This is a genomic window from Bacteroides sp. D22, from assembly GCF_000163675.1.
Lineage (GTDB): Bacteria > Bacteroidota > Bacteroidia > Bacteroidales > Bacteroidaceae > Bacteroides > Bacteroides xylanisolvens.
The window spans coordinates 81779-93939 of the sequence record NZ_GG774818.1 but is presented as its reverse complement, the minus strand read 5'-3'; the positions used below and the strand labels follow the sequence as shown (position 1 = coordinate 93939).

10 protein-coding genes are annotated in these 12161 nt (G+C 42.0%); 3 read left to right on the top strand and 7 right to left on the bottom strand.

The window, feature by feature from the left end; all coding sequences use genetic code 11:
• Window positions 1–121: 121 nt before the first annotated feature.
• The 7 genes from HMPREF0106_RS05075 to cdd form a co-directional block, all read right to left on the bottom strand.
• A complete protein-coding gene (locus HMPREF0106_RS05075) occupies window positions 122–1297 on the bottom strand; it encodes a DUF418 domain-containing protein (RefSeq protein ID WP_007749594.1) in 1176 nt (391 codons plus the stop codon).
• A 106-nt stretch (window positions 1298–1403) separates the two neighbouring features.
• A complete protein-coding gene (gene nudC, locus HMPREF0106_RS05080) occupies window positions 1404–2198 on the bottom strand; it encodes an NAD(+) diphosphatase (RefSeq protein WP_255342290.1) in 795 nt (264 codons plus the stop codon).
• Window positions 2199–2628: 430 nt separating this feature from the next.
• Window positions 2629–4329, bottom strand: a complete 1701-nt coding sequence (locus tag HMPREF0106_RS05085; protein WP_009040805.1) for an ABC-F family ATP-binding cassette domain-containing protein — start codon at window positions 4327–4329, stop codon at window positions 2629–2631.
• Between the two features lie 379 nt (window positions 4330–4708).
• Entirely contained in the window at window positions 4709–6082 is a 1374-nt protein-coding gene (locus HMPREF0106_RS05090; protein WP_009040804.1) for an FAD-dependent oxidoreductase, read from the bottom strand.
• Between the two features lie 99 nt (window positions 6083–6181).
• A complete protein-coding gene (locus tag HMPREF0106_RS05095; protein ID WP_004304234.1) occupies window positions 6182–6763 on the bottom strand; it encodes a DUF417 family protein in 582 nt (193 codons plus the stop codon).
• A gap of 88 nt (window positions 6764–6851) precedes the next feature.
• Window positions 6852–7691 (bottom strand): AraC family transcriptional regulator, encoded by an 840-nt coding sequence (locus HMPREF0106_RS05100; protein WP_004304233.1) that lies wholly within the window; start codon window positions 7689–7691, stop codon window positions 6852–6854.
• A gap of 2 nt (window positions 7692–7693) precedes the next feature.
• Complete coding sequence (gene cdd / locus HMPREF0106_RS05105; protein ID WP_004304232.1) at window positions 7694–8176, bottom strand: cytidine deaminase; 483 nt, start codon at window positions 8174–8176, stop codon at window positions 7694–7696.
• A gap of 110 nt (window positions 8177–8286) precedes the next feature.
• Here cdd and HMPREF0106_RS05110 point away from each other — a divergent pair, with 110 nt between their 5' ends.
• The 3 genes from HMPREF0106_RS05110 to HMPREF0106_RS05120 all read left to right on the top strand — a co-directional run bounded on the left by HMPREF0106_RS05110 (window position 8287) and on the right by HMPREF0106_RS05120 (window position 12152).
• Window positions 8287–9192, top strand: a complete 906-nt coding sequence (locus tag HMPREF0106_RS05110) for a glucosaminidase domain-containing protein (protein WP_009040803.1) — start codon at window positions 8287–8289, stop codon at window positions 9190–9192.
• Between the two features lie 81 nt (window positions 9193–9273).
• Window positions 9274–10671: an NAD(P)/FAD-dependent oxidoreductase gene (locus tag HMPREF0106_RS05115; RefSeq protein ID WP_004311329.1), complete on the top strand. Its 1398-nt coding sequence runs from the start codon at window positions 9274–9276 to the stop codon at window positions 10669–10671.
• 233 nt (window positions 10672–10904) lie between these two features.
• Window positions 10905–12152, top strand: coding sequence for an efflux RND transporter periplasmic adaptor subunit (locus tag HMPREF0106_RS05120; RefSeq protein WP_004311328.1), 1248 nt, complete (start codon window positions 10905–10907; stop codon window positions 12150–12152).
• The last annotated feature ends 9 nt before the right edge of the window (window positions 12153–12161 follow it).

The following is a 12161-nucleotide window of genomic DNA, read 5'->3' as shown; positions in this document are numbered from 1 at the left end:
GTTGATGCTTTAGAGTGATACGTTCAGTTTCATATTCGTAAGTTGTTCGTTTGTAGTTATGTGTATTTCGTGGCCTGCTTTTTTAGTCTATTTTTCAGTCAGTGCTATTTCTTTTTTTCTGTTATTTCTTCGTGCCTATCCAAGTCCATTTATGCCATATTGTTTCCAATGGTCCTTGTTTATGTTTAGACAGCCACCATTTGCAGAACCGAACCTGCGCCAGGAAAAGAATAATACCGATAATCAGGCTAAGAGTATATCCACAGTAAGGAGCAAGATAGAATCCGAATGGGAAATAGATAATGGCTCCCAAAATAGATTGAGAAATATAATTGGTCAAACTCATTTTTCCGTAGAATCGCAGATTAGATACAGTTTTCTTGAACTGATCCTTCTGATAAAGCAACACGAAAGAAGCAACAAGTACAATCGTAAATGCAAATTTCTGCCACATATCAAAGGCAGTACCTACCGTTTGCTGAATTAAACTGCTGTCACTTTGCATGATCTGTTCTTTCAGAGAATACAGTGGCGCGAAACTGATAGCTGCAATAATAAGTGCTTTCATCCAGAACTTCAAATGAGATTCGGTAGTTACGAACAATTCTTTGCGTCCGATATATAAGCCAAACAGGAAAAGTCCGGCAGTCTGCAAGAAACGTCCGGCACCGATAGCCCAAAACAAGCTTGCTTTCTGTCCTAAAGTAACATTGCCTATCAGAAAATCCCAAAAGTTTCCGGCTTTGGTGTATTCTGCTACTTCAGCATACATGGCTCCGACATTCAAATCGGGTAGGGTATAGGCAGGATTGAAAAGGCTCATTATATAATGAAACCATTCAATCGGTTGCAGTGAAAACAAGATGGCGGTGATTAGAATCGCTTTGTCACTCCATTTACGTACGATAAACAGCACAAGACTGACTACAACAAACAGAAGCAGGACATCTCCTGCCGGGAAGAAAGCGGCATTCAAAGTGGCGAATCCTGCCAGTAATATCATTCTCCATAAAAAGCGGTAACCAAAATCTTTTCCTTTCAACTGCTGGTTGTGCGACTGGATATAGAAAGTGAATCCGAAAAGCAGAGCGAATATGGCATAAGACTTTCCGGCAAGCAGTGAAAATGTCGCATTAAATACTCCGGCATCCAAAATGGTGAGCCATTCAGGAGAACTTTCCGGATATACGGGGAAAATGAAATGCTCCAGGTTATGAACCAGAAGGATGGCCATTACAGCAAATCCTCTAAGAGCATCTACTACTTCAATTCGGGGTGTTTTTGTTGATAATTCCATGGGGCTAATTTATGATTGTTTTTAGTAAATGTTCATTTTACCCATCTCTAAGCAGGCTTCGGGAACATACTGACGGATTCCTTTGATGATATTTTCCATGTTTGATTTATTCATTTGGATGCTCTATCCACCAATCAATCATCTTTCGGGCAAGACTAAGTTTTCTGGGAAGTTCGGGTAAATTGTCTCTTGTATAAAAGTCTCCCGAACTCAATTCTTCATCTTGGAGGTTGATTTCCCCTCCGGCATAATCAGCAATAAAGCCGACCATTAGTCCGCTGGGATAAGGCCAGGGCTGATTACCGAAATAAGTGATATTCTTTACATCCAGTCCGGTTTCTTCTTTCACTTCACGTGCTACACATTCTTCTAGCGTTTCTCCGGTTTCCAGAAATCCGGCAACGAGACTGTTGAATGTTCCTTTAAAATTGCGGGCGTGCACTAAAAGTAGTGAATCTTTTTTTCTCACTAATACAAGAATCGCTGTGGAAATGGAAGGATATACTTCCCGGCCACATTTCGGACAACGCTTCATGATAGATTCTTTCTGTTCCATAGGCGTGCCGCAGGCGGAACAAAAGCGGCTGTTTCTATCCCAATGCAGAATCTCATGTGCTTTTCCTGCTGTCTGATAATGAGACAAAGGAAGATATTCATAGGAGGCACGAAGCCCTATCATGATCCATTGCTCCGATTCTTCAATGGGAGAGGAGAGGGAGAAAGCCTTGCAGTTTTTCCTTTCTAGTGTGGTGATATTGTGTACGGTTGTTTTTTCTTTAATAACAATAGGAGAGCTTTCTCCACACGGGACGGTATATATACCATCCTCTTTTTTCTCAAGAAGCAGTTGGTCTTTGTAAAAGATAAACCACCATGATTGTGCTGTCTGATTCATTTTAATTCTAATTCTTGATCTTCGCGCTGCGAAGTTATAAAAAAACTAGATTGATATTTAGACTTATCAGATAAAATACAGTGCAACCGCACCAAAATTTGATTCATAACTGTGCAGAAACGAGTTAAACGTTGCGCTAATGAATGGGTCCAGGGTGAGGGGTGGTGAGGGTAGATTTATAACTTTCGTATTTTTTTTTGAGGATAAAAAAGGAGATAGTATAGAAAATAAAATAATAAAAGGTTATAAATCTACCCTCACCACCCCTCACCCTGGACCCATATCTTATAATAAAAAGATAACGGGGAATCTTAAAAACTCAATCATCTTTTTCAGATTTACCACAACGTTTCCAGAATACTCCATTATTTTATTCAAAACTGTGCGAATATGAATTAAATATTGGTGCGGTTGCCCTGGATAAAATATCAATAGACTAACTCAATAAAATGCATTGTTCGACACCAATTTCCTGAATAAAATAATTGTCGTGTGAGATTGCTATCACAGTACCTGCATAATTTTTGATAGTAGCAGTGATAATTTCAATACTTTGTATGTCCAAATTGTTGGTAGGTTCATCCAGGATAAACATATCAGGGGTATTGTTACTAATCATCAGACAGCAGAAAGCGAGACGCATTTTCTCACCACCACTAAGTTTCCGGCAGGATTTGTCCCATTCGGATGCAGGAAACAAGTAACGGTGTAGAATAATCTTTATTTCATGCTCCGGCAGATTCCGGCTGTTGAAAGCGTAAGCCTGTTCAAGAATACTGTTCCGGTCGTCAATGATCGAATACTCTTGATTCAAATAGACATAGCTAAAGTCCGTCCGTGTCAGGGTTCCTTCCTGTGGTTGAAGTTGGCCGGTGATTAATTTCAATAGAGTTGTCTTCCCGCTACCGTTGGCTCCTTCTATACGGAGGCGGTCTCCGCTCTTTAGCTGAAAACTGACAGGAGCTTGCCAAAGCTGTTGTTTTGAGATACTATTTTCCTGAATATCATTGCTATTCGGATTGGGAAGATAACCTGTGTCAGACGAATTTATTTCATTATTCGTCAGAATATCATTGTTAACCGAATTGGAATGATAACTGAAGTTAATCTCTTTTGCTGTCACTAATATCTTCCCGGTATGAAGCGAGGAACTGTTGAAGTCGGTTTTTAATGCCGCAGTCGGAGAGAGCGAACCTCGAAGCTGGTTGCGTTCATTTGTTAACTTCTCGGCTTTTTCCTGATGAACGCCAGTCAGTTTACTAGTGCTCTTCTCGGATTTCCCTTGGAGTGCGTTCAATACAATGCGTGGAACTCCTTTTCTTATATTACTCTTTTCGCCGCGTACATTCTGTTTGTCCCTGCGTTCGGCCGTTTCGCGAGCCACTTTACGGGCAATACGTAGTGCCTTTTCTTTTTCTTCAATACGTTGTTGCAATGCTTCCTGCATCAGCGTTTTTTGTTCTTTGTAGAATTCGTAATTTCCGCCATAATAATTGATTTGATGCTTCTCCAGTTCGCAAATCTCGGGGAGAAGATTGAGCAGGGTACGGTCATGACTTACCACCAACAGGGTGGAACGATATTTCTCTACCCAGTCATATAAACGTTGTCTGCCGGAAGAATCGAGATGATTGGTCGGTTCATCCATAAGTACGACAGATGGGTGATGAATGTCCATCCCTGCCAGAAATACACGGGTCTTTTCACCGCCGCTAAGCAAATTCATCGGGTAGGATAGAGTAAACTGTCCTAGCCCCCATAAATCGAGAGCGGCAATGGAACGTTCTTCAATATTCCAGTCATCATCCAGGATGACGAAATTTTCGTTTGAGGCATCTCCTGACAGGATAGCATGTAAGGCTTGTTGCTTACGTTCTATCTGGAGTGCTTGAGCGATAGTCAATGAATCATATTGCCCGAAATGTTGCGGGATATAATATAGGTCGTCCAGACGGACAATGACACCGGAAGAGGGTGAAAGTTGTCCGGCAATAATTTGCAGCAAAGTAGATTTACCGCACCCATTGTTACCGACTAATCCCAGTTTCTGCCCCTTACTGATGGCGAAATTGAGATCACTGAATAATACTTCTTTATCCGGATGGATATAGCTGATTTGCTGAATACTTATAGACATAATGATCTATTGGGTTTGAGGTTGAAAATAGAGTGAGGGAAAATCACAGGATAGGGGGGAACGACAAACACAATACTGGCTAAACAACACGGATTTCGTGATGCTTAACGAAATAGAAAAAGCATATAAGAAAAGTGATGTTTACTTAGAAGTGTTGTCTTACTTACTAATTCTCATTGCGGTAGGTATATAGTTTAACTTGGTTGCAAAGATAACACTTTCTATTAGATTTCACTCTATTAAGACTGAAAAAGAATGAGTTTCATTTATTTAGAGGCTCCGTTTACCTCATTCAGAGCCTCCGATTACTCCAAATAGAGCCTCTGTTTACCCTATTCAGAGGCTCTGTTTTAGAAGTGAGTTATATTCTTTCTTATTCTTATACATCAAACAGTTGATTTAATCCCTCACTCATACTGGGATGCGTGAAGATAAAATCGCGCAAGAATGTAGAGGTTTGCCCTGTTTTTATCGCCATAGCTACGATATTGATGATTTCTGAAGCATCGGCACAGAATAGAGTACAGCCCATAATCTTCCCGTTATGATTATTGATGATAGCTTTTAGCATACCATCAGTCTGCCTTAATGTGCGGGTACGAACGATAGAGGAAGCCGGCAACCGGGAAACCTTAAATGAATATCCTCTTTTCAGAGCTTCTTCTTCACTGATTCCGATATGTGCCAATGGCGGATCAATAAACACTGCATATTGCACAGGATCACGGTCTCCGATATCACGTTTCTTGTCACCGAAGAGCTGGTCACGGATAATCTGGAAATCATCTAGCGAGACATAAGTAAATTGCGATCCGCCTTTCACATCTCCCATTGCCCATATATGAGGAACAGTAGTGCGTAACTGATCGTTTACGATGATAGCTCCGTGAGCATCAACTCCTACACCCGCTGCTTGCAGATTCAATCCTTCAATCATCGGTTTACGTCCCGTTGCGATAAGAATGGCATCTCCATCTACATAATAAGGAGTACCGTCGGATATGTCCGAGTAAGTCAGTGTCACTCCGTCATTCGTGTCATGGATAGACTGTGCACGCGCGTTCAGATGGATTTCAATACCTTTCTTCTCCATCACTTCTTTGACGCTGTTTGCAATATCCCGATCTTCGCGAGGCATAAATTTGTTTCCTCCTTCGAGTATCGTCACTTTACTGCCGAAACCGGCATACATAGAAGCGAACTCCAGTCCGATATATCCTCCACCTATGATAATCAGGTGATGAGGAAGTACACTTAAGTCCAAAAGCGCACTACTGGTATATACGTGCTGACTTTGCTGAATACCATCTATTGCAGGGATAATAGGAGTAGACCCCGTGTTGATAAATATCTCTTTTCCTTTCAGTTCGATTTCTCCTTCGGGAAGTTCCACTTTTATGGTATCGGCGGATATGAAAGACCCCGTTCCAGTATAGATAGTCACATTAGGACGTTTGCTTAGTCTTTCGTAATTATCATTCCTAAGAAAGGAAGTGAGGCGGTTCTTTCGGCCGATGGCCTGTTTGTACATATTCGCCTGCTTCGGAAAATCATCGTGGTAAAGCAAAGCGGAAACCTCGGCTTCATGCACCAGCGTCTTTGTTGGGATACAGGCTACATTCGGACAGCTTCCTCCATACATCATGTTGGAACGTTCTACGATGGCCACTTGCCATCCGCGGTTGGAAAGTTCGGCAGCCAGGGTTTTCCCTGCCTTGCCGAATCCTATAATAATTGCATCATATTGTTTCATAACTTCTTGTATTAATGATTTGTATGAGACTATATAACAGTCTGAAAATACGATTTGTTCCGCAATGGCAAGAAGTCAGAATCCTCTTTAGTGGTTGTCTTAGTCTTTTTTAAGTGTTTTGAGTACGCGTTGTGACGAGTCGGATAATAACACTACGGCACTGGCCAGGATCACAATGTCTTTAATCACCAACCGCCCTGCACCGGATAGTAATGGGAAACCGAATTCTCCGCTTCCCAAGTCGGGAACCCAGACTTCCGGGGTGGTGACAAGAAAAGAAAGTGTGCCGAGCGTCATGATAATGGCGAGGGTGTCGCCTGCCAATCCCACTTTTGGGAAAAAGATTCCCAAGAATACCAGTATGCCGATCCCCATAATAAGAGCTCCCAGTCCGTAAGAGAAAGTATAAGTGCGGTTTGCTTCGTGCCATGCACGATTTTCCGGGACAAAAGCACCTTCCGCATTTTTATGTTCTTTGTATTCGGGTGCACCTTTAGCATAGAAGAAACTCATAAAAGGACTGTTGGCAACAAACGGAACAATCCCGTCGGCTTCATAATGGAAATACTTCAATCCGCCTATCCATACAAATACTACCAGGATGGCAACGCGGATAAATTTCATACCAAAACTTTTCAGACTTGAAGTGAAGGTCAGTAAAGCGATCAATTTCTCTTTCATTTTGTTGGGGTTTTAATGGGTTTATCTTATGTTGCAAAGGTCGTCCATTTCCACTACCCCCAAAATAGCAATACTTCCGTATGCCTTGTCAATTTTTCCCTTCCTGTGTGTTTCTGAATTGCACGGCGCTCTGTCCAGTCATATTTTTGAAGAAACGGCTGAAAGAAGCCTGGTCTTCAAATCCCAGAATATCGGCAATCTCTTTGGCGCTTTTGTTGCTGTAAAGCAGGAGACGTTTAGCTTCCGCTTCCACCCGTTCGTGGATAACCCGAAGCGGCGAAGGCAGTTTGCAGGTAGAAAAGATGTTCGATAGTGTCTTGGGAGATTTATGCAACATATCGGCATAGTCCTGCACCTGTTTCTTCGTCCGGTAATGCTCGTCGACCAAGTTATAGTATTGGCGGACAATCTCAAAACCGGATTCTTTTTCACGGGTGATATTCATGCGGTGACGTGCAATTCGGGTACATTGGATAATGAAACGTTTTAGCAGGATGCGTAGCATCTCCTCCTGCAGGCTGTCGGAAACGGTAAACTCGTTTTCCAGTGCTTCGGTAATGGTGTCGAGTTCTTTACGTTCTTTTTCATTCAGGGTAAAACGGATCAGGTGAGAAGAACCGTTGAACAGGAAACCGCTGCATGACACTTCATGGTCGTTGCCATAGATACAATAGAAATTGCTGTTGAACAACAAAGTCAGGTATTCACCATCAATCGATTTAAATTCGAGGTGTTGCAGATGAGTGAGTGAAATCACTTCATCTTGGGTAAGTATCATTTCCTGATGGTCGATTTCTACTGTGATGCTTCCGTTGCGTACCCATATAAATTTATAAAGCCCTTTTTCTTTTTGCAGTGCTTTTTCTGTCAGATAAGAGTCTGTAAGTGCGAGTGTTCCTTTTAGTTTCGTGTGATATTGTTGTAACATAATTAATCCTCCATTGCTGATGCGTCAAATGATAACGGCAGTAGATCGCCTATACTTTTTACTTCGTAGATACATTCTTTGCCATATAATAGGATGCGGATGGGTTGTTTGTAACGCTTTTCCGTTTCCAGAATCACTTGCCGGCAAGCACCGCAGGGAGGAATCGGATGGTCGATGAAGTCCTTTTCCGTTCGTGCCGCAATGGCAAGAGTGACAACCGGTTGGTCGGGATATTGGGAGTTGGCATAGAATAGGGTAGTACGTTCTGCACAAAGCCCCGACGGATAGGCCGCATTTTCCTGATTGGTTCCTGTCACTACTGTCCCGTTGCCCAATAGCGCAGCGGCACCTACGGAGAAATGGGAGTACGGAGAATAACTACGAGCTGTTGCCTCCATGGCAGTCTTTATAAGTGACCGATCGCCCTCATTCAACTCATCATATTGATATACTTTAATAATAGCGGTAATTGTGAGGTCTTTCATATACGTCAGGGTATTGGTTTCTACAATTAATGTTACAAAGTTAGGAAAGAGATTGATAATCCCAATTATTTTTCAGATTTTTGTGCCATCTAATTCACATCTGAATAAAAATGGAGAATAAACTGCATAGACTTATCTTTTTAACCGTTGTTTTTTTCTTTGCCGTAGGAGTGCAGGCACAGAAACGGAATGCCCGTTACGTCGAGTATATAAATAAGTATAGTGATTTGGCTGTTGAACAGATGAAGCTTCATAAGATTCCGGCGAGTATTACATTGGCACAAGGATTGCTGGAAAGCGGTGCCGGATACAGCCAGTTGGCACGAAAGAGTAATAACCACTTTGGTATTAAGTGTGGTGGCAGTTGGTGGGGACGTACGGTTCGTCATGATGATGATGCCCGTAACGAATGTTTCCGTGCTTATAAGCATCCGCGTGACTCTTACGAAGATCATTCCGACTTCCTTAGAAGAGGTGCCCGTTACGCTTTTCTTTTTAAACTGGACATCACCGATTATAAAGGCTGGGCGCGTGGACTGAAAAAAGCAGGCTATGCTACCGATCCTTCTTATGCTAATCGTCTGATTACAATTATCGAAGATTATGACTTGTATAAATACGACCGTAAGGGGGTATATTCGGAACGGAAACTGAAAAAGAATCCTTGGTTGATGAGCCCGCATCAGGTGTATATCGCTAATGATATTGCTTATGTGGTAGCCCGCAACGGTGATACCTTTAAAGATTTAGGCAAGGAATTCGATATTAGTTGGAGGAAACTTGTGAAGTACAACGACTTGCAGCATGATTATACCTTGATGGAAGGAGATATCATCTACCTGAAGAGCAAGAAGAAAAAGGCTTCCAAACCTTATACTGTATATGTTGTGAAAGATGGAGATTCCATGCATGGCATCTCTCAAAAATATGGTATCCGCCTCAAAAATCTGTATAAGATGAATCGTAAGGATGGTGAGTATGTTCCGGAAATCGGAGATAGATTGCGTCTGCGGTAGAGACTTCTCTCAAAAGTTTCGAATTTCGGAAACTTAATGACTCATTCATGTGTTATTATCTTGATAAAACATGATTAGAATATGAGTCTAAACATTGCAAAAAGTAATAAGAAACGTGTCGTCATAGTAGGCGGTGGTTTCGGTGGCTTGAAACTGGCTAACAAGCTGAAAAAGTCAGGCTTTCAAGTCGTATTGATAGATAAAAACAACTATCATCAGTTTCCTCCTTTGATTTATCAGGTGGCTTCGGCTGGTATGGAGCCAACTTCCATATCCTTCCCCTTCCGTAAAATATTCCAGCATCGGAAAGATTTCTTTTTCCGTATGGCGGAAGTACGTGCCATTTTCCCGGAAAAGAATATGATACAGACTTCCATCGGAAAAGCAGAATATGACTATCTGGTGTTAGCAGCAGGTACTACAACCAACTATTTCGGTAATAAACATATCGAAGAGGAAGCCATGCCGATGAAAAATGTGTCAGAAGCGATGGGATTGCGAAACGCTCTTCTGGCTAATCTGGAACGAGCGCTGACCTGTTCAACGAAGCAGGAACAACAAGAGTTATTGAATATTGTAATTGTGGGAGGTGGAGCTACCGGGATAGAAGTAGCCGGAATACTTTCCGAGATGAAGAAATTTGTCTTGCCGAATGATTATCCTGATATGTCCAGCAGTCTGATGCACATCTATTTGATTGAAGCCGGGCCGCGATTGCTTGCCGGAATGTCGGAAGAATCATCTGCACATGCTGAACAGTTTCTCCGTGAAATGGGAGTAAATATCCTGTTGAATAAACGCGTTGTGGATTATCGTGACCATAAAGTAGTACTCGAAGATGGTACAGAGATTGCCACGCGTACTTTTATCTGGGTGAGTGGTGTCACCGGTGTGACTATCGGAAATCTGGATGCCTCTCTGATTGGGCGTGGAGGACGTATTAAAGTCGATTCATTTAACCGTGTAGAAGGGATGAATAATGTGTTTGCTATTGGCGACCAATGTATTCAGTTAGCTGATGAAAATTACCCGAACGGGCATCCTCAACTGGCACAAGTGGCGATCCAGCAAGGAGAACTATTGGCAAAGAATCTGATTCGTATGGAGAAAGGACAGGAAATGAAACCTTTCCATTACCGCAATTTAGGTTCGATGGCGACTGTCGGGCGCAATCGTGCCGTAGCAGAGTTTAGTAAAGTAAAGATGCAGGGATGGTTTGCCTGGGTGATGTGGCTCGTTGTTCATCTGCGTTCTATCCTTGGAGTACGCAATAAGGTTATTGTACTCTTGAATTGGGTATGGAATTATTTCACTTACGATCAGTCTATGCGTATGATTGTCTATGCCCGTAAAGCAAAAGAGATTCGTGATCGTGAAAAGGTGGAGGAAACTACCCATTGGGGAAAAGAACTGATACAGGAACCGAAGCAACACTCTCCGCAGGAGATTCAGCAAGCTTCCGAACAAGAGAAAAAATAGTCAATGAGAAGTCATTATACCGTAGTTGACAATCCGGCATTATCCAGGTATACTGACCTTCCGCCGACAGGTGGATAGATTCATATTCTGAACAGTAAATTCGTACAGGGTGTCCGATATCGGACACCCTTTGTTTTTTGTTACATTCTATTTATCAATTACTTATGATTTTGGCATAGATTTGGTATATGAAATGCTAAATTGATACATGATAAAATCGTAAACGATCAGATATGGACAGAGAAATTCCTAAAGAAATACGTCAGAAAGAACGTAACAAGAAGATCATTCGTTATTCATCCATCGGGGTGGCAAGTATTGTTGTCATTGGTGTACTTATATCTGTACTAAGGGCAGGAGTGGAGGCAAAAGATCTTGTCTTTTCCACAGTCGATACAGGAGTTATTGAGGTAAGTGTCAGTGCTTCCGGCAAGGTGGTTCCTGCATTTGAAGAAATAATCAATTCTCCAATCAACAGTCGTATTCTTGAAGTTTATAAAAAAGGAGGAGATAGCGTAGATGTAGGTACTCCGATTCTGAAACTAGATCTTCAGAGTACGGAAACCGAATATAAAAAGTTGCTGGACGAAGAGCAGATGCGTCGGTATAAGCTCGATCAGCTTCGTGTCAATAATCAGACGAAGCTTTCCGATATGGCGATGCAGATTAAAGTTTCGGCAATGAAATTGAGTCGTATGAAAGTGGAGTTGAGAAATGAACACTATCTGGACAGTCTCGGTGCAGGAACAACGGATAAGGTACGCCAGGCTGAATTGAGCTATAATGTGGCTCAATTAGAGTACGAACAACTTCAGCAACAATATAAAAATGAGAAGGAAGTAGCTGCTGCCGAACTAAAAGTTCAGGAGCTTGATTTTAATATCTTCCGCAAGAGCCTTTCCGAAAAGAAACGTACTTTGGATGATGCGCAAATCCGTTCTCCGCGCAAAGCTATTCTTACCTATATTAATAACCAGATTGGTGCGCAGGTTTCCGAAGGCGGACAAGTCGCTATCATTTCCGATTTAAGTCATTTTAAGGTAGAAGGCGAGATTGCTGATACGTATGGCGACCGTGTGGCAGCTGGAGGAAAAGCAATTGTTAAGATAGGAAGCGATAAACTGGAAGGAACGGTCAGCAGTGTAACACCGTTATCCAAGAATGGCGTCATATCATTCACGGTTCAGTTGAAGGAAGATAATCACCGTCGTCTGCGCTCCGGATTGAAGACAGATGTTTATGTGATGAATGCCGTGAAGGAAGATGTGATGCGTGTTGCCAATGGCTCTTTCTATGTGGGGCGTGGTGAATACGAATTGTTTGTCTGCAACTCTGACAATGAACTGGTCAAACGTAAGATACAGTTGGGTGATTCAAACTTTGAATATGTAGAAGTTTTGAGTGGATTGCAACCGGGTGACAGGGTAGTGGTAAGCGATATGAGTGCATATAAGAACAAGAATAAGCTGAAGATTAAATAATTTAAATAC